Here is a 22,296-nt window from a genome sequence, read left to right on the forward strand (position 1 = left end):
TGAAATTCATAGACAAATATCTGATTATCAGATATAAATATACAAAAAATAACAATTATAACCAAAAAAAATCCGCCTCAAGTTGTGAGACGGATTCTTGCTAACTTTAAACCTCAATTCTAAAATCTAATTTCTAACCTCTAACTTCTTACAAAATGAAATTCGGACAAGTTGCTGACCCGTCACAAATCGATTTTACTTTACCAAAAGACCATCCTCAAACCAAATTCATTCTTAATCAGAACAAAAAAAGTTTGGAGAACATCTCGATTGGCTGTGCAAAATGGAACAAGACCGACCTCAAAGGTTTTTATCCGAAAGGAACAAAAGACGAGTTAACATATTACGCAACCCAATTTAATTCGATTGAATTGAATGCAACTTTCTATGGAATGCCGACCGCAGAACAAGTTCAGACTTGGAAAGAAAAAACGCCGAAAGATTTCAAATTCTTTCCGAAAATTACCAATACAGTTTCACATTTCCGAAGATTATTGAATGTTAATGACGTTGTAACACAGTTTGCTTCAGCAGTTTTGAATTTCGATGAAAAATTAGGAATGGTTTTTTTACAGCTTCACGATAATTTCAAACCGAAAGATTATGAACGTTTGGAGAAATTTGTTCAAGATTGGCCAAAAGAAGTTCCGTTAGCAATTGAACTCAGAAATACGGAATGGTTTACAGATGAAGAGGTTTTCAATACAGTCTGTGAATTGTTTGAAATGAATAATATTACCAACATCATTGTAGATACAGCAGGAAGACGAGATATGCTTCATATGCGATTAACAACTTCTGATGCTTTTATCCGCTACGTTGGGGCTAATGCAGAAAGCGATTATGCAAGATTAGATGACTGGTTAGAGAGAATCAAAGTTTGGAAAAAAGAAGGCTTGCAGAATCTTTATTTCTTTGTTCATCAAAATGTTGAAAAAGCTTCGCCATTATTGTCAGCTTATTTTATTGAGAAAGTTAATAAAGAGTTTGGAACCAATATTCATATTCCAACAATGGCTTCGGAAAAGCCAACTTTGTTTTAATGACTAAGTATAATGTAAATCCGAATGAAGATGAGATTCTTCCTAATTTATTAAATTCAAATTCTAAGAAAGAAATCGAAGAAGCTGAGTTTGAAGGATTTTTATATGCGGAAATATTTTTAACGACTCAACTTTTTGATAAGACAAAATTTAATTTAGATTATATTAAGAACATTCATTATTTAGCTTTAAAAGATGTTTATTCATTTGCGGGGAAATATAGAACAGTTAATATTTCCAAATCAGGATTTATGTTTCCTGCCGCAAGATTCTTAGAAGAATCAATGAAAGAATTTGAGAACGACATCTTAAATAATCTTTTAGATAAGTATGAAAAATTCGATTCCGCGTTTTTAATTGGAGATATTGCCAAAGTTCACGCAGAATTGTTATATATTCATCCATTTAGAGAAGGGAATGGTAGAACTGCTCGTTTGTTGCTTAATCTAATGTTAAGGAAAAATGATTGGGAGATTTTGGACTTTACAAAAATGGATGATGAATTGTTTGAAAAATACGTCTTTGCTGTTCAGTCGGCTTCAATGAAGAACTATCAACCAATGGTAGAAGTTATTGAGCTTTTGCTTTGATTTTTTTTAAAACACGAGCATAAGCTTCATTAGCAAATTTATCAGAAATTTTAATACGTTCAATACCAAAAGAACCTTTCAGAGATTGAAGGGTTTTATTTTTATCGAACGTATTAATTTTTTCTTTTTGCATAATCAAATATAAGGAATTAATTTTTACAAATGTCAGTCTGAGGCTCTTGAAGATCATAAAAGTTGTAAGTCTGAGACTCTCGAAGACTAAGCCAAAAACTTCAGTTCTTTATCTTTAAATTGATTGTTTTCAACAAGTTTGTGCATCGCTTTCAAAGTTTTCTTACGAAGCTTTGCCAAAACTCGAACATTTTTGTCATCGCTATAATCAAAAATATCGTCTTCAAAAGAAAATACATCTCCTTTTTTAAACTTGATATTGTTTTCTTTCATTTCTTTAAGAAGCATTAGATTGGTCATTACTCTTAGAGATGCACTTTCTGCCGCTTCCAGATGTTTCAGAGATTTTAGAAGCTCTTTTTTATATTTTTTCTTTGATTTCATTTCGAATGATGTTAATCTATGAAAGGTATGAAAATTTCTTTAGAATTTTGTAATTTTGGAGGAAATAAATCTTAAGAAATGCAAGACCCTATTTTCGAACTCATTGAAAAAGAAAGACAAAGACAAACACACGGAATTGAATTAATCGCTTCGGAAAATTTTGTATCCGAAAATGTGATGAAAGCCATGGGAAGTGTACTCACCAACAAATATGCAGAAGGCTATCCGGGAAGACGTTATTACGGCGGATGCGAAGTGGTAGATGAGGTAGAGCAATTGGCAATCGACAGAGCAAAAGAATTGTTTGGTGTAGATTATGTAAATGTTCAGCCGCATTCTGGTTCTCAAGCCAATGCCGCAATTTACCTTTCAGTTCTTAAACCTGGAGATAAAGTGATGGGAATGGACTTGTCTATGGGCGGACATTTGACCCACGGTTCTGCGGTTAATTTCTCAGGAATCCAATATCAGGTTTGTTCTTACGGCGTTCAAAAAGAAACTGGTTTGATTGATTATGACCAAATGAGAGAAGTCGCTTTAAGAGAAAAACCAAAAATGCTAATTGCTGGATTCTCTGCTTATTCCAGAGATTTGGATTATGCTAAATTCAGAGAAGTTGCGGATGAAATTGGAGCGACTCTTTGGGCAGATATTGCGCATCCAGCAGGTTTGGTTGCAAAAGGTCTTTTGAATAATCCATTTGAACATTGCCACGTTGTAACGACTACGACTCACAAAACGTTGAGAGGTCCAAGAGGTGGGATGATTATGATGGGTAAAGATTTTGAAAATACTTATGGTCATAAAACGCCAAAAGGAGAAACTAAATTGATGAGTGCTGTTTTGGATGGTGCTGTTTTTCCTGGAATTCAAGGTGGGCCGTTGGAACACGTGATTGGTGCAAAAGCAGTTGCTTTTGCAGAAGCTATTGATTCTAAATTTGAAACTTATGCGAAGCAAGTTAAAGCTAATGCTCAGGCTTTGGCAAAATCAATGATAGATTTAGGTTTCGAAATCGTGAGTGGTGGAACGGATAATCACTTGATGCTGATTGACCTTAGAAATAAAAATGTTAACGGTAAAGAAACTGAAAAAGCATTGGTAAAAGCAGATATCACTTGTAACAAAAATATGGTTCCTTTTGATGACAAATCACCTTTCACCACTTCAGGCATCAGACTTGGAACGGCAGCGATTACAACAAGAGGTCTTAAAGAAAATGATATGGAAACCATTGCAGGTTTGATTTCTGAAGTGGTTGATAATATCAAGAATGAGGAAGTTTTATCTTCTGTTAGAACGAAAGTCAATGAATTGATGGAAGGTCACGCACTTTTCAATTATTAAGAAATTAGTTTCAAAATATTCAATAGGAAGGTGCAGAAAAACTGCACCTTTTCTGTCTCTCATCTATTAGTCTATTATCTATCCATCTAAAAACAATATGGACAAAAAATCACCCACTTTCGATGAAATTAAACTAAAGCTTGTGAACTATTGCGTTTATCAGGACAGATGTCATTATGAAGTAGAGCGGAAGATGAGAGAGTTTCTTTTGATTCCAGAAGCTAAGGATGAGATTTTTCTTTATCTAATGAATGAAAATTATCTTAATGAAGAACGTTTTACCAGAAGTTACATCCGAGGGAAATTCTACATCAAACATTGGGGAAGGAATAAAATCAAAATGAACCTCAAGCAAAAGGGGATTACCGAAAAACTAATTTCAAAATGTATGGATGAAATTGATGTTGATGATTATGAAAAGGCTTTCATGAAAATCTATCATGATTATTTTTCCAAACAGAAAGGAATGAAAGATTATCAAAAAAAAAGCAAAACAATCAAACATCTTATATCCAAAGGTTACGAGTATGATGTTGTTTTGGATGTTGTAAATAATGAATGAAATAGGATGTTAAATTAAATTAATATATCATTATACTATAAGATTTTAAAATATTTCTTAAAAAGTGATGAATAATTCTTAATTTCGTCACAAATTTGAACAACTACTATTCCATGAGAAAAATTATTACTATATCTTCACTATTGTTATTTGGATTTATAAATGCACAAACGGTTAAATATGGAGTGACAGGTAATTTTCATAAAAGCTCAATTCCGGGTATTCACGATCGTTCAAAAGGTATATTTGGTGGTGGAATAGGTGTTTTTGCTGATATTTCTTTAGTACGCAATGAAATATATAATTCTGCTTGGTTGTACCTTACTCCTCAGTTGGAATTTAACACTCAAGGGGAAAATGCTCAAATGCCGGGGCAAGAAACTCAAAAGTATCATAATAATTATATAGGGATTCCTCTATACATCAAATATTTTTTGAAAAGTCAGGGTTATAAAGGCGATATCTATTTTATGGCGGGACCAAGATTTGAGTTTATGGTATCCAATAAAGTATCTGGACCAGTGTCTCTCACTGCACACCAAGAGGAAAATATTGAAAAGTTTGGCTATGGTATTTCTGCAGGAGTTGGGGTTAATATCCAAAATAGGTGGGATGTTTTTATTAGGTACGACAGAGGTTTTTCCAAAATTTATCCAGATTATACAAAGTACACAACCTATAACAGAATGTTAGCTATAGGAATCAATTTGTATTTAGGCGAGTCTGGGTTCTAAAAAATATTTGGCTGTTAAAAGATCGTTATGATCTAACAGTATTTTCATGAAGAAATCATTATTATATTCACTTGTTATATTGTTTTTAGCTTTTTCTTGCAAGCCTAAAAATAATATGATTTATATGAGCAACAACAACTTTCAGCAAGAGGTTTCTCAGGCTAGGTACACGGGTCTTCATATTCAAGAAGGAGATGTGTTGGAGGTTATTGTGACTGCTATGGATGATTTGGCGGTTAAACCTTTTAACAAGACTACCATTCAACAGACAGGAGAAGAGGGGAGTTCTGGAGGGATGTCTATGCGTTTAGGAAATAATGAGTATCAAGTCACTTCGGAAGGTTACATTATTTTTCCAGTTCTAGGCAATGTGTATTGCAAAGGGATGACCAAGCAACAACTGAAAACCGAATTTGATAATAGGCTCAAGCAATATCTTACAGATCCTATTGTAACCATAAGACATGTCAATTTTAACATCAGTGTTTTAGGAGATGTGGGTGCGCCAGGGCAAAAAACAAGTTCTACAGAAAGATTGAATGTCTTTCAAGCTTTAGCTTTGGCTGGAGATATGAGAGATTCTGCAGATCGAACCAAGGTGAAATTAATTAGATATTCGGAAGAATCGGGGAAAGATGTGACCTACTCATTGGATTTGTCAGAAGCTTCTATCGTCAATTCGCCTTATTATTATCTGCAGCAGAATGATATTCTATATGTAGAGCCAGATCGAAACAAGCAAATTGCGGCTAATACCACCAATCCCAATCGAGCATTACTATTCCAGATTTTAGGAGTAGCAATTGGTCTAGTAACATTTGTGATTGCAATAGCTAAATAATCTATATGGAGTTAATGGAGAGCCAACCGGCTGTGAAGAAGAGAAAACTCAATCTCAAGAAGGAGGTATTAAAGTATCTTCGCTATTGGTATTGGATGCTTTTGAGTATGATTGTATTTTATTTAGGAGCTAGAGTTTATTTGCGATATATTACGCCTCAATACCTTTCTAAAACTACATTACAGTTTCCACAATCTAAAACCAAAGGGGGTGTTCCTCTTAGCGATTTGACAACTTTGGGCAATGGTCTCAATGGAGATAGCGAGCTTCAAGGAGAGGCATCCGCTATTCTATCCAAACCAATACTGGCAAAAGTCGTAGGACAACTGAATATGAATGTAAGTTTCTACGGAGTAGGAGCAATCAAAGAAACCGAGCTTTATACATCGTCTCCTTTGTTAGCCAACATCATTACAGTTACAGATCTTAGATTCTCCTCTGTATCCTACGTTGTGACACCCAATGGTAACAACACGTACAAACTTTCAGAAGGGCCTTTGCTCAAGGGAAAAGACACATTTCGTTTAGGAGAGATTGCTCAGCTGCCTTTTGGTAAGTTTGTAATGAATTTGAAACAAGGGGTAAAGTCTTTTGCGCCAGTAAAGGTTGTATTTAGAAGCACATCCAATTTAGTATCATCTTTAGAAAGTTCTGTAATAGTTTCCTTACCGCCTGATAAGGGCTTGATGATGGAGCTAAGTTTAATAGGAGCTATTCCGAGTAAATCTGAGAATATCCTCAACAGTATCACAGAGCATTATAAACAAGAAGGCGTCAAAGACCGTAATTTAGAAGCCCAAAATACCCAGGATTTTATTAATGGTAGGTTAGAGATCATATCAGAAGATCTTTCTGGCATCGAAGGCGAAAAAGAAAGCTTCAAACGTAAAAATCAAATTACTGATCTTGATACACAAGCGGCTTTGGCTGTAAATAATGCTAATGCCAATACAAACCAGATTGTTACGCTTGCAACACAATTGGATTTGGTTAATTCTATCTATGCGTTTACAGCGGCAGAACGTTTGCTCCCGTCTAATATGGGATTGTCCTCAGTAACCGAAGGCTATATTGCAAAATATAATGAGATGTTGCTGACAAAGAACAAGACTTTGAAGCAGGCAACCACTCAAAACCCATCTGTTATCCAATTGAATAGAGATATTGCAGAGATGCGAGATCTTATTCGGGATAACCTCAAAGAGTCAAAAATTACTTTGCAACTTCAGATTGCACAAGTACAAAATCAACTTGATACAAATCGTTCAAAAATTTATAATTATCCTACACAGGAAAAAGTATATAGAGGGATAGAGCGTCAGCAAAACCTTAAAGAGCAACTATATCTTTATCTTTTACAAAAAAGAGAAGAGAATGCGATCACATTAGCGGTAACAGCGCCTATTGCAAAAGTTATCAATCCAGCTTATACCGTTGGTATTGTAAAACCAGATAGGCAGAAGATTACTTTAGGAGCATTACTGGCAGGCTTGTTATTACCTCTGGTGATATTGTTTATAAAATATGCTTCGGATAGTAAGGTTCATACAAAGCAACAGATACAGTCACAGCTTCCCGATGCTTTGATTATTGCAGAGATTCCTGAGGGCGAAAAAGAATCCCATTTGGTTTTAGCCAATGATTTTTCGGTTTTTTCAGAGTCCTTTCGTATTTTGACATCCAATCTCAAGTTTATTCTGAAAACAAAAAAGAATAAAAAAGAAAGCGATGTGATACTCATTACATCTTCCATTAAAGGAGAAGGGAAGACTACTATAGCTTTTAACACGGCAATGAGCCTGGCAGGGAATGCTAAAGTGTTGCTGATTGGCGCGGATATCAGGAACCCACAATTGCATAGGTTCGTTCCAATCAAAGAAAAGGGATTGACAGATTATTTGGTGTCAGATGATCTTGTGCCAGATTCTTATATTGTACCATCTAAAATACATGATAATGTGGATGTTCTTTTTAGTGGCGCATTGGCACCCAACCCCAATGATTTGCTAGAGATGGATAAATTCGATGCAATGATTGAGCTACTCAGAGAGCGATACAGATACATTGTCATAGACTCAGCACCAGTTATGTTGGTAAGTGATACATTGCACTTGATAGATATTGCAGATGCTATATTATATGTGGTTAAGTCCAACTACACCGAAGTTCAGATGTTAGACTTTATCGATGAGCTCCAAACAACACATGATGTCACGAACATGTCATTTGTCCTAAACAATGTGAAGCCAGAGAATAGCCGTTATGGTAATAAGTATGGGTATGGGTATTATACTAATTCGGGGAAACAAGGTATAAAAAAGTTTTTCTGATGTCTTCTACAAAAAATATTGCCAAAAATTCAATGTTTTTGTACTTCCGGATGTTCATCAATATGTTGGTGGGATTATGTACAGCGGGAATCGTCCTTAATACTTTAGGAATTAGCGATTATGGTATTTACAATGTTGTTGGGGGGTTCGTATCCATGTTTGGATTTCTAAATTCGTCTATGTCTTCGGCAACGCAAAGGTTTTTGTCTTTTGATATCGGAAGAAATGACCAGGTGCAACTTGGTAAAACCTTTTCTACAACAGTTACCATTCATTTTGTAATTGCTTTAGTAATTGTCTTGGCTTTGGAAACTTTTGGGCTTTGGTATATCAATCATAAATTGAATGTTCCTGCTGAACGATTAACAGCTGTAAACGTAGTTTTCCAGTTTTCAGTATGGACTTTCTTTTTTGGAATCATACAAGTTCCTTATAATGCATTGATAACAGCGCATGAGCGGTTTAATGTATATGTGTATGTAAGTATTTTAGAGATGGTATTTAAGATTACTATCCTTTTTTTAATAGTAAATATAAACTATGATAAATTGATTTTATATTCAGCATTACTTTTTGTTTCTTCTTTCATAGTACGTATGCTATACAGAATTTATTGTCGTCGTCATTTTAAAGAAAGCATTTACCAATTTCATTATGATAAACCATATTACAAAAATATGGTGTCATTTTCTAGTTGGAATCTATTTACCAATGTAGCGATTATTTCAAAAAATCAAGGAGTAAATTTGTTGTTGAATTTTTTTTATGGAACATTCCTAAATACAGCTTACGGTATTACTTCACAAGTGCAAGGTCTGGTTCTTAACTTTGTTGCGAGTTTTCAAAATGCAGTTAATCCTCAAATTGTAAAAACATATTCCTCCGGAAATGTTGATCAGTCCATTAAATTAACCATGCAAAGTTCCAAATTTTCTTTTGGACTAGTTTTAATAACCATGTTTCCTGTAGTGGTATCTTTAAAAGAACTGTTTGATTTGTGGTTAAAGAATTATCCTACTTACACTTTGTCTTTTGTTAAGTTAGCACTTATTATTGCAATGTTGGAGGTTTTGGTGTATCCAATTGATACTCTTATTAAATCTACGGGTAGAATTAAAAAATACCAACTGGCATTATCATTTTTAATTATTCTCAATTTACCTATTTCTTATCTATTTTTGAGTTTTGGATATCCTCCTGTAACGATTTATATTATTAATATTTCAATTGTATTGCTTTCAATGACCACTAACATTTACTTTATGAATGTTCTTTTAAAAGTAGATGTTAAGCTTTTTTTGCGCAATGTAATTTTTCCTGCATTAGCTATAGGTTTTGTTTTAATGATATTGTATTTCTTTTTGATGAATTATATTCATTTTGATAATGCTATTATTCAAGTTTTAATAAGAAGTGGTATTGCTTTTTTATCCGTTTTAATATTAGAGATTTTGCTCCTTTTTTCTAAAACTGAAAGACAATCAATTTACTTGTTGTTAAAAAATAGATTTTTGCCTAAAACAAGTCAAAATGAGTAAGCAGCCTAAAATTTCTATCATTATTCCAGTCTACAATGCTGAAAAGTATCTTACAGAATGTTTACAATCAGTCCAATTTCAATCTTTTACAGATTTTGAAGTATTATTAGTGAATGATGGTTCAACAGATAGAAGTGGAAAGATATGTGAGGAATTTGTTGAAAAGGATTCTCGGTTTAAAGTTTTTCATAAAGAAAATGGAGGTGTATCTTCTGCCAGAAACTTAGGAATTAAAAATGCGAGCGGTGAGTTTATTTGTTTTATTGATAGCGATGATTATATAAAAGAAAATTTCTTTAAAGATTTTAAATTTGAAACAAACAGTGCAGATTTATTTGTACAAGGGTATCATATTAAGATAGAGAATCAACAGTTTTTAGAGAGAAGCATAATTCACGCAAATTTAAAATCAAACGATATAGGCTCTATTTTATGTAATTTAGAAATTAAGACGAATATAATTGAAACACCTTGGTCGAAATTATTTAAAACAAATATTATTCATGATAATAATTTGCTTTTTAATGAGAGATTACATAATGGAGAAGATCATTTGTTTGTGTTGAGTTATTTTAAATATATAAACTCTATTTATCTTTCAAATTCAAACAATTATATCTACAACAGAGCTGATAATCCAGATTCTTTAATCAATCAAAGAATACAGCATCATAATTTTGGTTACTATAATCATAAGGTTTTTGATAGAAGAATTGAAAATTATAGGATCCATAATATGAAACAAGAGTATAAAGATTTTATCTTAACGATGTTTCATGCTAATATTTATCGAAGCATTAAATTATTGTTTAATGATTTAAACGAAAGACAAAAGAAGAAATATTTTCAACAATACATGTTTGAAATCAAAAAAATTGAGAAGGATAATCATTTTTTAATACAAAAAAGGGGTAAAGTGAATCATCTAGTAAGTGTACTGGATCATAATTTTCCCTACATGCCATTTTTAATTAAACTCATTTATAAATATGTTTAAAGTTTACTGCATAATTGTTACCCAAAATGCTTCAAAATGGATTTCTGATTATTTAGTTGTTGGTGTTCCTGCAAAAGTAATTGGGGAAAATTTAAAATGGAAATAGCCTAGCATTTATGAAAAAAATACTTGTTTTTATCAATTATCATGGAGTGTTATCTGAGACATTTATTGCTGATGAATTAGATTTTTTACGTCATAATGAGGAGTTAGATATAGACGTTCTTCATTTTGGAGATGATAATATAGAAGAGGGCATCTATGGACTCAAATTTCCAGTTGGAATCATTCAAAGATGGAAGAAGATCATTCGCAATTGCGATTTTTCTATTTTTAAGTATTTGGGTTATCGAAATGGTATCAATGGTGTGCTTCCTTTTTTAGCAAATTTTTTAAAAGGTAAAAAATATGATACTATATATTGTCATTTCGGAACTAATGGGAAGTTAATTGCTGAACTAAAAAAAATAGGTGTAGTTTCTCTAGAAACTAAATTAGTTGTAAGGTTTCACGGCTTAGATATGAATTTTACAAAATATTCGAAAAGTTATTATAATGTATTAGTTGACTATTGTGATGCTATACTTTTTGGGAGCAGTATGGCAAAAGAAAAATTATTTAATTATGGTCTAAAAAATAATTTAGTTTTTCTTCCGGTTGGAATTCAAAATAAAAATATTTCTGGTTTAATTGATGAAATAAGCAATGATGTTGGAAGCTGTAGAAGTTTTAAAATACTTTCCGTTGGAAGATTTATAGAATTAAAAGGGCATGAGATGTCTGTAGAGATTATAAATAAATTAAAAATTGAAAATGTTACTTTAAAAATTATTGGTGAGGGACCTTTATTTAACAAAATATCAAAGGTAATTATTAATAAAAACCTACAAGGAAAAATAAAATTATTAGGATCACAACCTCATGCTTTTGTATTTTCAGAATTAGAACGTATTGATGTTTATTTATATTCAGGAATATATGATTCAGAAGGTAGATGTGAGAATCAAGCGACATCTATTTTGGAAGCTATGGCAAAAGGTAAAATTGTATTAGCCTCGTCTTTAGGCGGGATACCAGATTACTTGTTGGAAAATAAGACAGGTTTTTTGTGTAGACCTGGTGACGTTATGCAATTTGTTGAAAAACTTAATTGGATTATTTCAAATTTTAGTTCTACGACAATAAATAGAATTCGCACTAACGCTATAAATATGGTAAAAGAAAATTACTGCCAAGAACAATTGAATGTTCAATTATTAGAAATTTTAAAAAAATAGTGTTTTCTATAGTTATTCCATATTACAAAAAAAGAAAGTACATCGAACGATGTATTGATTCTGTATTGGAACAAACATTCTCGGATTACGAAATCATATTGATAGATGATGGTTCGCAAGATGATATTGAAGAGCTTATCAATGGTAAATATGCAGGAAAAGTAACTTTAATTACGCAAAATAATCAAGGCGTTTCTGTCGCTAGAAATACAGGCATAGCAAATGCGAAGTATGATTATATTGCATTCTTAGATGCTGATGATTATTGGAGTCCTTTTTATTTAGAAAAAAATAAAAATGTTCTATATAGAGAAAAAGACGTTGCGATTGTAGGAGCTAAATATTCCATAGATGTAGACCTAGTAGAAAAATATGATGTGGCTCTTAAATATACGCAGCTAAAAAAATATTTTAAAAAAGCCATTTGTGAAACCATCTTCTTTACATCGGCTACAATAGTAAGGAAAAGTTTTTTTCATGATAACGAAGGCTTCAATACAGAATTATCCTTGGGAGAGGATTTAGATGTTTGGTTTAGAGTAATTGCTGTAGGAGGAAATGTTTTTTTTATTAAAAATACACTTGTTTATTATAGTAATGATGATCTACTATCTATTACAAAATCTAGTGTTCCTTTTACGAAATCATTAAACAGTAAACTACAAGAAATCTATTATCCTCTATTTTCAAAATTTAATAATGTTGCTTTTGAAGAGTTTGTTGCCAAACAAATATACAGTACATTAAGTATTCGTTATTTTACGGAAGATACACATGATGTTTCCAAAAAAATGATTCGAACTAATAAGAAAAAATATTTTTTTGCGGAATTATACTTTGCAATTCCTTATAGTATAGGAAGTAGATATTCAGCAAAAACGTTTTGGAGAAAATACACTCGTAAATATTTTAAATTCATTTTCACTTATATATATATTTAAATGCTGATATCAGTTATTGTTCCAGTTTATAATGTTGAAGCATATTTACAAGACTGCATCACTTCTATTATTAAACAATCCTACAACAAAATAGAAATTATACTTGTCAATGATGGGTCTACTGATAATAGTGGTAATATTTGTTATGAATATGAGACGATTGATAATAGAGTAAGAGTTATCCATAAAGAAAATGGGGGAGTAAGCTCAGCAAGAAATATCGGGTTAGCATCTGTTTTAGGAGAATGGTTTTGTTTTGTGGATGCTGATGATGTCTTACAAGATAACTTTATAGAAACATTTACTACGATGTTGGCACATGATAAATGTTCTAGTGATATATATATACAAGGAGTTGGGCAATTCTGGAATAATGATGTTTCGAACTTCCAAACTTACACAACATATCCGGACGGTAAGTATACTATTGAAAATTTTCTGAAGTACAAACACCAAGATCTTATAAGGCTACCTGTATCAAAATTGTATAAGACACAAAAAATACGCAATCATCAGGTCGTATTTGATAATAGTTTAGTATTAGGAGAAGATACCAAATTTGTATTTCAATACTTATTGTATTGCCAAAGTGTATTGGTTTCCCAGAATTTGGGATATTTATACAGAAGACTTTCTGATTCTTTGAGTAATAAAAAGTTAGAATACACTTATGATAAAAAATTATTAGAAGAAATAAGTACCGTATTAGATTCATTTGTAGATAGCAATCCTTCTTTTTCTAAGCAAAACCTACTACATCATACTTCTTATGTTTCGTTAAGAGCCTTGCTTTCTATTTATCATAGTAATAGCATGAGCAAAAAGCAACGCATAAAAGAAGTTAGGTGGATTAGAAATTCGCATCCGGGCTTTTTGTTGTTGTTAAAAAAAGGACATATAAAATCAAAACTAATGTATGTACTATTAAAGTTTAGGCTATACTCTTTTTTTGATTTTTTATACATTAATATGAATAAAAAGTAATTAGTTATGAATATTATATTTTTTATTGGGAGTCTAGCAAATTCTGGCGGAATGGAAAGGATGTTAACTTTTCAAGCCAACTATTTTGCAGATAAATTTGGGCATAATGTAACTATTCTTACTTATGAGCAAGGAGATCATCAAGATTTTTTTCAAGTTAGCAACAAAGTAAAAAGAGTTAAATTATCTTTCGAAAAACCAAACCATTCTAGCTCTATTATTACGCTTTATTTACAGAGAAATTACAAGGAAAAATTACAAATAGAAATTGAAAAGATATTATTTCAGTCAAATTTTGACATTTCTTTAAGTTTTGGCATAGAGGGTAGTTTTTTATATAAAATAAAAGATAATAGTAAAAAAATAGTAGAATTTCATTTCAGCAAAGATTTTTATAAACAAGATTCAGGAAACTTTCTTCAAAAGATATGGCGAGGATATCGTTTTAAACAGTCCATCCAACGAACGAAAGAGTATGATAAAATGGTCATACTTACAGAAACAGATCAGCTTTTTTGGGAAAAATATTTATCTAATGTGGTTGTTATTAATAACCCCAATGTAATGCAAGCTGATATAAACGCACCGCTTGAAAGCAAAGTAGCGATAAGCTTAGGTCGTTTAACAAAACAAAAAGGATATGACCGTTTAATTGAAATTTGGGAAAAGGTAGTTCAAAAATTTCCCGATTGGAAACTCCATATTTATGGAGATGGCAAAGAAAAGAATGCTTTGTTGCAGTTAATTGATGAGAAAAATTTATCCAAATTTATCCAAATTTATCCAACAGTTAGTGATGTGTCAGAGATTTATCAATCTGCCTCTTTCTATCTCATGACTTCACGTTTTGAAGGGTTTCCTTTGGTTTTGATAGAAGCAATGTCTTGTGGCTTGCCTGCAATTGCTTATAGCATAATTGGTCCAAATGAATTGGTCCAAAATAATGTAAACGGTTTTTTAATAGAAGATGGTGATACTGACGCATTTGTTAATCATATTGAGATTTTATGCTCTGATTTTGAAAAACGTAAAGAATTAGGTGAAAACGCAAAGAAATTAGTTGAAAAGTTTTCTCCGCTCCAAATTATGAACCAATGGAATGATTTGTTTAATCAAGTTGTAAAAAAATGAAAATCCTACGTCTAACCACATTACTTGATTTTGGAGGTCAGGAAAAGCAATATCTGAGTCTTACAGAAAAACCAGAATTGCTAAAGCATCAATATATTTTTGCTGCAATAGGTTTTGGTGGCAATGCAGAAAAAATTCTGAAAGAAAGAGGATTTGAAGTGCATATTCTCAATCAAAATTTTTCTATTAAAAATATTTCCAATATTTGGACAGTATATAAGTTAATTAAGAAAATTAACCCTGATATTGTGCACACTGCAGCAGCGGAAGCCAATTTCTTTGGTGTTTTAGCAGCTAGATTGGTTGGCGTAAATGTGATTATTGGTGAAGAAGTTGGGATTCCGAATCATTCTTCTATTGCTCAAAAAGTTTTTAGATGGGTTTATAGATTTGCAGATAAAGTAGTAGGGGTTTCCCAATCTGTTAAAAATTATTTGGTAAGCATTAATGAAATCTCCGAAAATAAAGGTGAGGTAATTTATAATCCAGTAAGCATACCGACACAATTTCCAAAAGCAGTTTCTGAAAAATTTGAAATCGTTTATGTTGGAAGGTTAGAAGCAGTAAAAAATGTTGAAGGCTTAATTAGAGCATTTGCGAATTCAGAGAATGATAATATGCATTTAACCATTGTGGGTGACGGAAGGGAAAGAAATAATCTGGAAGAACTCACTAGTCATTTAAAAATGGAATCTAAAGTTACCTTTGTAGGTTTTTCCTCAGAGCCTTCCAAATACCTTTCAAATGCAGATTTGTTTGTGTTACCTTCCTATTCAGAAGGCTTTGGGATTGCAGCGGCAGAAGCTATGTTTTTACAAATTCCAGTTTTATGTTCTAATGTTGGTGGTATTCCTGAATTTGTAGTCAATGGCGAAAATGGATGGTTATTCAATCCGAATAATATTGATGAACTATCTTCTAAATTAAATGATATTTTCGTTTTGGACAATGCCGCATTGAAGCAAATAGGACTAAATGGATACAATAGCGTAAATACTCAATTTACGATTGAAAAATATATTCAAAATTTAGAAAGATTTTATAACAAGTTAAGTCATGATTAGAGTTCTACATATAATGTCTACTGTTACTGGTGGTGGCGTAGAGCGAAGACGCCTTTCTTTGGCAAAAGCTTTTAAGGGAACAGATATCCAAATGAAACTCGTGGGCACTTTCAAAAGTGGTCTTATTGCAGAACAAATCGAGCAAAATGGGGTTGAAATATTAGAGGTTGGAGATTTCAATGGACCTTTTCATTGGGAAAAACATAAAAAAGTTCAACAAATTATTGAGGATTTTAAGCCTCATATTATACATGGAGCTGTTTACGAAGGAGTAACCATGGCGGCAGTTAATAGCTTTATAAAAAAAGTGCCTATTGTTATATTAGAAGAAACATCAGATCCTCAAAATAGGAGCAAAAAAGCAGATTTTCTGCTTCGCTTGTTTTCTTTTGTGGCAGATAGATTTATTGCTATTGCGCCTAATGTGGCAGATTATCTTAAAAACACAGCAAAAGTTTCTCCACGGAAAATAATAACCATTAATAATGGAGTCGAAATTCCTAGAATAGTTTCGGACGAAGAAATTCACTCTTTAAAAAGTAATTTGGGAATTACTGAAGGTGATTTTGTAGTGGGTACCGTTGGTAGATTATTTAATGATCATAAAAAATTTACCGATATCATCGAAGCTTTATCTTTGTTGAATCTTCCTAATATTAAACTTTTAATTGTTGGGAGTGGACCCGATGAAGAAATGATTCGACAAAAAGTAACCGAATTGCGTCTAGATAATCAGGTGATTTTTACAGGTTATCAATTCGATACCGCACCCTATTACAAATTGATGAATGTATTTTGCATAGCGTCCCAGCGAGAGGGTTTTGGATTGGTAGCAGCAGAGGCGATGCTCCATAAGTTGCCAGTTATTGCGACACGAGTTGGAGGTTTACAGAATATAGTGGTTGATGGGGAAACTGGTATACTAATAAGTCCCAATAAGCCGCATGAAATATCAGATGCAATAAAAGAAATTTATAAATCATCAGATTTACAAAAAAAATATTCCCAGAAGGGATACGATAGAGCTATGAAAAATTACACAGAAGAAAGATATGTGAAAGATGTGATTAATTTATACAATGAGTTATTAGAAAAGAAGAATATCAATGCCTAAAAACCTTCTCTTCATCACTTGGGACGGTCCACAAACTTCCTATATGGAAGGTCTTTTTATGCCTATTTTTCAGGAAGTTGCCAAGAATAATGATGTGAAATTTCACGTGTTACAATTCACTTGGGCAGATGAGAATAAAATTAGTCATACCAGAAATGTGGCGGAAAAAATGGGAATCAGTTATTCTGCTTTACCAATCATTAGAAAACCCAATGTGTCTGTGGGAAGTTTGTTGACGGTTTTTACCTCAGCCAACAAAATCAAAAAATACATCAAGGAAAATAATATCAACATCGTGATGCCAAGAAGTACTTTCCCGGCAATGATGGTCAATCAAATTCTAGGAGCTAGCAGAGTCTCCTTTAGGGGATTTAGGGGTAAACTAATCTTCGATGCAGACGGACTTCCCATAGAAGAACGTATGGATTTTGCAGGTCTCAAAAAAGAATCATTTCAATACAAATTGATGAAATCTGCGGAAACCAAAATACTCAAAAATGCAGATGCTGTTATCACAAGATCTCAAAAAGCTATAGATGTCCACATCAATAATATTGGAGAAAAGAACAGAGAAAAATTTTCTGTAGTATATAATGGGCGAGATAAAAATCATTTTAAATTAAATCAAGACTCCAGAGTTCTGGCTCGTAAAGAATTGGGATTAGGTGACGAGTTTTTATTCGTTTATGCAGGTTCTTTGGGTCCACAATATTGTCTGCCAGAGATGTTAGCTATTTTTAATCATCACAAGATGGCTAATAATTCCAAATTTCTTATTCTGACGGGTAATACAGAATTTGCTGAAAACAATATCCCAGAAGAATTGCGGTCAAAAATCATTTTGAAATCGGTAAAATCAGATGAGGTTCCTTTTTATCTCAATGCAGCCGATGTGGCGTTTGCGTTGCGACAACCAACTTTCAGTATGCAAGGCGTGGCACCCATTAAGTTGGGAGAATATCTCTTGTGTGGACTACCTGTTATCGCCAGCAAAGGGATTGGAGATACAGATGATGTTCTTGAAAATTTCCAAGAATGCTATCTTTATGATCATTCTTACAGATTAGAGGAGCAGAAAGATAAAATAGCTGACTTTTTAGAAAAAGTTATATTTGCGGATAAAAAAAATATAGCTTCAAAGTCTCAAGTGTATTTCTCTTTGGAAGCCGCAGCCGAATCATACATCAATGTGATAAGAAAAATAACCATCAACTAACAATGAAGATCCTTTACCTTACCAAATATACCAGAATGGCGGGTAGCAGCAGAATGCGGAGCTATCAGTATTTCCCATATTTGGAAAAAAAAGGAGCGGAAATTACGGTAAAACCTTTTTTTGATGAGGCTTATCTCAAGGATTTTTATGCTGGGAATAAGAACATCAACACAGTTCTAAAGTCCTATTTACGTCGTTTCTTTGTTTTATTTACGATTTTCAACTACGATAAAATCGTTATTGAAAAAGAGATTTTTCCTTTTCTTCCAGCATTTGCAGAATGGATTCTAAAGATTTTAGGAATAAAATACGTTGTAGATTATGATGATGCGATTTTTCATAATTATGATAAAAGTTCCAATCCCATTATTAAAAAATTTCTAGGTAGTAAAATTGCTAAAGTAATGCGCTACAGCGGAACCGTGGTAGCAGGTAACAGATATCTTGCAGATTATGCCCAAAAAGCTGGTGCAAAAAACATAGAAATAATCCCTACAGTCATCGATATCAAAAGATATTCATCAAAAAATAATAGTCTAGAGCTTCCACCCTTTAGGGCTGGGGAAACAAATGCATCACGAGATCATACAAAATTCATAGTCGGATGGATTGGTACCAAAACAACATTCGAAAAACATCTGTTGCCTTGCAAAGACTGGATCAAAGAATTGCAGAAACAAGATCCTGATATCAACTTTCATATTGTTGGAATCACAGAGGATGTGGATTTAGGAAATAATGTAAATTATATCCAATGGACAGAAGATACTGAAGTCTCAGAAATTCTTAAAATGGATGTGGGGATAATGCCGCTTCAGGATTCTGAATGGGAAAAAGGAAAATGTGCCTATAAGCTGATTCAGTATGCAGCTTGTGGTATTCCTGGAGTAGCATCGGATGTGGGGATGAATAGAGATGTCTGCATGGATAACGAAACAGGTTTCATTGCAAAGAGTAAGGAAGACTGGATAGAAAAAATACGGTTTTTGAAAAACAATGACTTAACAAGAAGGCAATTGGGAAAAAGTGCTAGGAAACTGGTTGAAGAACAATACTGCATTCAGGTGACGGCAAAGCGTTGGATTAAAATATTGAAGGAATGATTTTAGATATTATTTACATTCCGATTTTTATTTTGTTGGCAATCCAATTTCCAAAACTACTTTTGGAAGACAAGGAACAAGCTTATTTGCCTATTCTTAATAGATTGGCACTATTTCACTTTGTATTGGGAATCGCTTATTTTTTCACTACAAACAATGGAGGTGGAGATGCGTGGGGCTATTGGATGGCGGGAAATAAAATGGACTATTTTCAGTTTGTTCGAGATTTACGAGGTGGAGAAGGAACCGAGTTTATGCGGGCTTTCAATTATATTCCAGCTCATGTGATGGGCATGTCATTCTTGTCCAATACCATGTTTTACAGCCTCTTGGGCTTTATGGGAATCACTTACTTTTTTCTGATTGCAGCACGAAGCATTCCGTATAACAAAATTATTTTTGGCTACGTTCTCTTTCCATTAATCTTCTTTCTCCCAAATCTTCATTTTTGGAGTGCAGGAGTAGGCAAGGATACCATTTTGTTTTTGTGCATAGGCATGTTTACCTATGGTTTGATGAAACCTTTTAAGAGAATACCGTTAATTGTTATCGCAATGCTGTTGTCAATGGCAATCCGCCCACATATCACTTTGTTCTTGACGGTTGGTTTTGGTTTGGCCTACATCATGGGTGGGAAAGTCTCGGTGGGGCAAAGAATCCTTTTCTCTGCGGTAATGATCGGGATAGGACTAACCATTTTACCTAGTGTAATGGAGTTTGCCAAAATAGAAGAGGCTTCTGTTGAAGGCTTCGACAAATTTGCAACAAATAAAGCAGAGGTGCTTAGTAGAGGTAGTACAGGTTCTGCAATTGATATTTCTTCTTATCCATTTCCTCTCAAAGTACTAACTTTCTGGTTTAGACCATTTTTCTTTGACGTTAGAAATCTCAATGGTTTGATAGCGTCTTTAGAAAACCTAGCAATAGTCATTGTTTTTGTAAAGGCGATGAGGTCTAGCCCTATCTCGGCTTTCAAAGCAGCACCATTTGTAATCAAAGGGCTGGTTGTTTTTTTAATAATTGGGACTCTTGCATTTTCTCAATCTCTTGGTAATGTTGGGATTATGATCCGTATGAGAAACATGTTTCTGCCAGGACTCATTATTTTTATGTTGTGGGTATTTTCTTACCAACAACAAACATTCAGACAACCGAAAAAACTTTCCAAAACCCGTGCTACGAAACTTCTTCGAAAAGCAAAACCTTAAAAACCAAGTAACACAGACTTTAACATCGCCACCCTACAACCCTCCGACTCATTTTATAATCCTGATAAGGCGCTCAAGAAATCTTGTCCTGCTGAAGCATTCGAAGCATTTCATCTTAAAAACGAAATCCTCTCCAACTCTCTCTCTGACGAACCCGCCACTGTCATGCTGTGGCATTCGAAGCATCTAATTTATAAACCTTATTTGTTAATTTTTAACACTATTTTTGTCATTCCTAAAAAAAATATCGCAGTAGACGTATTCAATCTCAACAACTGGTTGCATTTAATTTCGATTTCAAATGAACAATCAAAGCTGGGTTGGATACAGATTTTATAATTAAAGGCAGTGATTTTGTTTAATTTTGGAGGGATTTTTCCTCCCTTTAGGGTTGGGCTGAAGAAAAATCCCATAAGATTTTGATTTGGAATAAAATTTAAACAGATACAAATTCAAAATATGAAAAGCAGAAAGTGGCTATTCCCGGTTTTTTTATTGCTTTACCATTCCGCTTTTGCCTTCATAGCTTGGCAATATAATCTCGCAAATCCAAGTGATGCGTATAGATATTGGCATTTTGAAGGGAATTGGCTCGACTTCTTCAGTATAGGAACTGATGTCATCAAATTCATCAATTATCCCTTTGTAAAAGTACTAAACCTACCTTTTTGGATGGGATTTTTGATGTACAGTCTCATTGGATACTATGCAATTTTAGAATTATACAGATTTGCTCAGAGCTATGTTAATCCGCAACATAATATTTTCAAATACGCATTGATGGGCGTTTTTTTGTTACCTAATCTCCATTTTTGGACAGCCATTGTAGGAAAAGAGCCGCTTGTTTTCCTTGCTATTGTTTGGATTATCATCAAGCAAACAGAAAAGCAATATATCAATTTCAAATACATTGTAGGTTGGCTATTACTCATTCTCATTCGGCCGCATGTCGCATTATTTTTATTACTGGCTATAGGAATCACACTATTGATAAAAGACAGCCAATTAACACGCAAAAAAATAGGAATTGCTATTGGCTTAGCGGCTTGTTCGTTGGGGTTGTATCTCATGACCATGCACTTGCTCAATCGCAATCCTTTTGATTTAGCCTATATCTTAGAACGGAATAATGCTTCTTTAGTCGCCTTCAAAAGAGCAAATTCTTATGTGCCGATGATAGATTATAATTGGATAGAGAGAATATTTGTCCTCAATTTTCGACCATTGTTTTTTGATGCTAACTCTTTCTTTTCATTGGTTTTGAGTGTGGAAAACGTCTTAACCTTGCTCTTGATGTTTTTAGCAATAATGAGTTACATAGTGAGATTCAAGACAATCAAGCTCGATACTTTTGCAAGGATATCATTGTTGTTTTTCGTGGTTTCATCATTGTTTTTTATCCAACGCTATTCTTGTCTAGGGATCTTTGTTCGCACAAAAATGATGTATACACCCTTTGTTTTGATTTTAGCAATCAAAATATTGAATGGATTATACCGCGAAAAAGGGCATGGAAAATGAGTTAAGAAGTTGTGCATGATAATTTCATTAAAATTTAAACAGGCTCTCAGTGTAATTACCAAATAAAAAAGCGATGTTGAGATTGGTTGTCAATTTATATCAGTCAGAAAATTAAGATATTTAGCTTATAAACCGTAATGAAAATCAATGTTGTAACCCTAGTTCGGGTTGAGGGATTTTTGCAAATAATTATATATCAATTACAATGGTCTTATCAATAACGTCGGGCTGCGGTCTGA

The 22,296-nt window shown here is 33.1% G+C and carries 21 protein-coding genes; 19 read left to right on the forward strand and 2 right to left on the reverse strand.

Translation table 11 applies throughout. The features are described from left to right. The first annotated feature begins 155 nt into the window (after positions 1-155). Positions 156-1,043 (forward strand): DUF72 domain-containing protein, encoded by an 888-nt coding sequence (locus DRF58_RS12530; RefSeq protein WP_116035921.1) that lies wholly within the window; start codon positions 156-158, stop codon positions 1,041-1,043. After that, complete coding sequence (locus DRF58_RS12535) at positions 1,043-1,633, forward strand: Fic/DOC family protein (RefSeq protein WP_116035922.1); 591 nt, start codon at positions 1,043-1,045, stop codon at positions 1,631-1,633. Before DRF58_RS12530 ends, DRF58_RS12535 begins: the two co-directional genes overlap by 1 nt. On the opposite strand, the gene DRF58_RS18395 is transcribed toward DRF58_RS12535, so the two are convergent. Continuing rightward, the gene (locus DRF58_RS18395; RefSeq protein WP_157966731.1) at positions 1,614-1,766 is read right to left on the reverse strand and encodes a hypothetical protein; all 153 of its coding nucleotides are present in this window, start codon (positions 1,764-1,766) and stop codon (positions 1,614-1,616) included. The genes DRF58_RS12535 and DRF58_RS18395 overlap by 20 nt on opposite strands. A gap of 86 nt (positions 1,767-1,852) precedes the next feature. Continuing rightward, positions 1,853-2,149, reverse strand: coding sequence for a hypothetical protein (locus DRF58_RS12540; RefSeq protein ID WP_116035924.1), 297 nt, complete (start codon positions 2,147-2,149; stop codon positions 1,853-1,855). A 78-nt stretch (positions 2,150-2,227) separates the two neighbouring features. Between DRF58_RS12540 and glyA the strand changes: the two genes are divergently transcribed. The 17 genes from glyA (at position 2,228) to DRF58_RS12630 (ending at position 22,057) form a co-directional block, all read left to right on the forward strand. After that, positions 2,228-3,496, forward strand: a complete 1,269-nt coding sequence (gene glyA, locus DRF58_RS12545; RefSeq protein ID WP_116035926.1) for a serine hydroxymethyltransferase — start codon at positions 2,228-2,230, stop codon at positions 3,494-3,496. Positions 3,497-3,593: 97 nt separating this feature from the next. Beyond that, entirely contained in the window at positions 3,594-4,058 is a 465-nt protein-coding gene (locus DRF58_RS12550) for a regulatory protein RecX (protein ID WP_116035927.1), read from the forward strand. A gap of 113 nt (positions 4,059-4,171) precedes the next feature. Continuing rightward, positions 4,172-4,792, forward strand: coding sequence for a porin family protein (locus DRF58_RS12555; protein WP_116035929.1), 621 nt, complete (start codon positions 4,172-4,174; stop codon positions 4,790-4,792). 124 nt (positions 4,793-4,916) lie between these two features. Further along, on the forward strand, positions 4,917-5,633 hold the full coding sequence (locus DRF58_RS12560; protein ID WP_245955443.1) for a polysaccharide biosynthesis/export family protein: 717 nt from the start codon (positions 4,917-4,919) through the stop codon (positions 5,631-5,633). Positions 5,634-5,647: 14 nt separating this feature from the next. Continuing rightward, on the forward strand, positions 5,648-7,963 hold the full coding sequence (locus DRF58_RS12565) for an exopolysaccharide transport family protein (RefSeq protein WP_157966732.1): 2,316 nt from the start codon (positions 5,648-5,650) through the stop codon (positions 7,961-7,963). Then, positions 7,963-9,501: an MATE family efflux transporter gene (locus tag DRF58_RS12570; RefSeq protein WP_116035934.1), complete on the forward strand. Its 1,539-nt coding sequence runs from the start codon at positions 7,963-7,965 to the stop codon at positions 9,499-9,501. Before DRF58_RS12565 ends, DRF58_RS12570 begins: the two co-directional genes overlap by 1 nt. Next, complete coding sequence (locus DRF58_RS12575; RefSeq protein WP_116035935.1) at positions 9,494-10,498, forward strand: glycosyltransferase family 2 protein; 1,005 nt, start codon at positions 9,494-9,496, stop codon at positions 10,496-10,498. The genes DRF58_RS12570 and DRF58_RS12575 overlap by 8 nt, the downstream gene beginning before the upstream one ends. A 116-nt stretch (positions 10,499-10,614) precedes the next feature. Next, the gene (locus tag DRF58_RS12580) at positions 10,615-11,775 is read left to right on the forward strand and encodes a glycosyltransferase (protein ID WP_116035937.1); all 1,161 of its coding nucleotides are present in this window, start codon (positions 10,615-10,617) and stop codon (positions 11,773-11,775) included. After that, on the forward strand, positions 11,775-12,716 hold the full coding sequence (locus DRF58_RS12585) for a glycosyltransferase family 2 protein (RefSeq protein WP_157966733.1): 942 nt from the start codon (positions 11,775-11,777) through the stop codon (positions 12,714-12,716). The genes DRF58_RS12580 and DRF58_RS12585 overlap by 1 nt, the downstream gene beginning before the upstream one ends. Beyond that, the gene (locus DRF58_RS12590) at positions 12,717-13,700 is read left to right on the forward strand and encodes a glycosyltransferase family 2 protein (protein WP_116035940.1); all 984 of its coding nucleotides are present in this window, start codon (positions 12,717-12,719) and stop codon (positions 13,698-13,700) included. It begins immediately after the preceding gene. A 6-nt stretch (positions 13,701-13,706) separates the two neighbouring features. Continuing rightward, complete coding sequence (locus DRF58_RS12595) at positions 13,707-14,831, forward strand: glycosyltransferase family 4 protein (protein WP_116035942.1); 1,125 nt, start codon at positions 13,707-13,709, stop codon at positions 14,829-14,831. After that, the gene (locus DRF58_RS12600; protein ID WP_116035943.1) at positions 14,828-15,895 is read left to right on the forward strand and encodes a glycosyltransferase; all 1,068 of its coding nucleotides are present in this window, start codon (positions 14,828-14,830) and stop codon (positions 15,893-15,895) included. Before DRF58_RS12595 ends, DRF58_RS12600 begins: the two co-directional genes overlap by 4 nt. Beyond that, the gene (locus DRF58_RS12605) at positions 15,888-17,009 is read left to right on the forward strand and encodes a glycosyltransferase family 4 protein (protein WP_116035945.1); all 1,122 of its coding nucleotides are present in this window, start codon (positions 15,888-15,890) and stop codon (positions 17,007-17,009) included. Before DRF58_RS12600 ends, DRF58_RS12605 begins: the two co-directional genes overlap by 8 nt. Then, positions 17,002-18,225, forward strand: a complete 1,224-nt coding sequence (locus DRF58_RS12610) for a glycosyltransferase (protein WP_116035946.1) — start codon at positions 17,002-17,004, stop codon at positions 18,223-18,225. Before DRF58_RS12605 ends, DRF58_RS12610 begins: the two co-directional genes overlap by 8 nt. Positions 18,226-18,227: 2 nt before the next feature. Continuing rightward, entirely contained in the window at positions 18,228-19,328 is a 1,101-nt protein-coding gene (locus tag DRF58_RS12615) for a glycosyltransferase family 4 protein (protein WP_116035948.1), read from the forward strand. After that, entirely contained in the window at positions 19,325-20,536 is a 1,212-nt protein-coding gene (locus DRF58_RS12620) for a hypothetical protein (protein WP_116035949.1), read from the forward strand. Before DRF58_RS12615 ends, DRF58_RS12620 begins: the two co-directional genes overlap by 4 nt. 459 nt (positions 20,537-20,995) lie before the next feature. Next, on the forward strand, positions 20,996-22,057 hold the full coding sequence (locus DRF58_RS12630; protein ID WP_116035953.1) for a hypothetical protein: 1,062 nt from the start codon (positions 20,996-20,998) through the stop codon (positions 22,055-22,057). Positions 22,058-22,296 lie beyond the last annotated feature (239 nt).

This window comes from Epilithonimonas hispanica, from assembly GCF_003385395.1.
GTDB classification, from domain to species: domain Bacteria; phylum Bacteroidota; class Bacteroidia; order Flavobacteriales; family Weeksellaceae; genus Epilithonimonas; species Epilithonimonas hispanica.

What these genes read in the sequence shown, in the direction of transcription:
- DRF58_RS18395 (WP_157966731.1), bottom strand. Translation starts at nt 1,766, where the DNA reads ATGCAAAAAGAAAAAATTAATACGTTCGATAAAAATAAAACCCTTCAA.
- DRF58_RS12575 (WP_116035935.1), top strand. Translation starts at nt 9,494, where the DNA reads ATGAGTAAGCAGCCTAAAATTTCTATCATTATTCCAGTCTACAATGCT.
- DRF58_RS12550 (WP_116035927.1), top strand. Translation starts at nt 3,594, where the DNA reads ATGGACAAAAAATCACCCACTTTCGATGAAATTAAACTAAAGCTTGTG.
- DRF58_RS12530 (WP_116035921.1), top strand. Translation starts at nt 156, where the DNA reads ATGAAATTCGGACAAGTTGCTGACCCGTCACAAATCGATTTTACTTTA.
- DRF58_RS12570 (WP_116035934.1), top strand. Translation starts at nt 7,963, where the DNA reads ATGTCTTCTACAAAAAATATTGCCAAAAATTCAATGTTTTTGTACTTC.
- DRF58_RS12590 (WP_116035940.1), top strand. Translation starts at nt 12,717, where the DNA reads ATGCTGATATCAGTTATTGTTCCAGTTTATAATGTTGAAGCATATTTA.
- DRF58_RS12610 (WP_116035946.1), top strand. Translation starts at nt 17,002, where the DNA reads ATGCCTAAAAACCTTCTCTTCATCACTTGGGACGGTCCACAAACTTCC.
- DRF58_RS12620 (WP_116035949.1), top strand. Translation starts at nt 19,325, where the DNA reads ATGATTTTAGATATTATTTACATTCCGATTTTTATTTTGTTGGCAATC.
- DRF58_RS12535 (WP_116035922.1), top strand. Translation starts at nt 1,043, where the DNA reads ATGACTAAGTATAATGTAAATCCGAATGAAGATGAGATTCTTCCTAAT.
- DRF58_RS12555 (WP_116035929.1), top strand. Translation starts at nt 4,172, where the DNA reads ATGAGAAAAATTATTACTATATCTTCACTATTGTTATTTGGATTTATA.
- DRF58_RS12605 (WP_116035945.1), top strand. Translation starts at nt 15,888, where the DNA reads ATGATTAGAGTTCTACATATAATGTCTACTGTTACTGGTGGTGGCGTA.
- DRF58_RS12580 (WP_116035937.1), top strand. Translation starts at nt 10,615, where the DNA reads ATGAAAAAAATACTTGTTTTTATCAATTATCATGGAGTGTTATCTGAG.
- DRF58_RS12565 (WP_157966732.1), top strand. Translation starts at nt 5,648, where the DNA reads ATGGAGAGCCAACCGGCTGTGAAGAAGAGAAAACTCAATCTCAAGAAG.
- DRF58_RS12560 (WP_245955443.1), top strand. Translation starts at nt 4,917, where the DNA reads ATGAGCAACAACAACTTTCAGCAAGAGGTTTCTCAGGCTAGGTACACG.
- DRF58_RS12540 (WP_116035924.1), bottom strand. Translation starts at nt 2,149, where the DNA reads ATGAAATCAAAGAAAAAATATAAAAAAGAGCTTCTAAAATCTCTGAAA.
- DRF58_RS12595 (WP_116035942.1), top strand. Translation starts at nt 13,707, where the DNA reads ATGAATATTATATTTTTTATTGGGAGTCTAGCAAATTCTGGCGGAATG.
- glyA (WP_116035926.1), top strand. Translation starts at nt 2,228, where the DNA reads ATGCAAGACCCTATTTTCGAACTCATTGAAAAAGAAAGACAAAGACAA.
- DRF58_RS12630 (WP_116035953.1), top strand. Translation starts at nt 20,996, where the DNA reads ATGAAAAGCAGAAAGTGGCTATTCCCGGTTTTTTTATTGCTTTACCAT.
- DRF58_RS12615 (WP_116035948.1), top strand. Translation starts at nt 18,228, where the DNA reads ATGAAGATCCTTTACCTTACCAAATATACCAGAATGGCGGGTAGCAGC.
- DRF58_RS12600 (WP_116035943.1), top strand. Translation starts at nt 14,828, where the DNA reads ATGAAAATCCTACGTCTAACCACATTACTTGATTTTGGAGGTCAGGAA.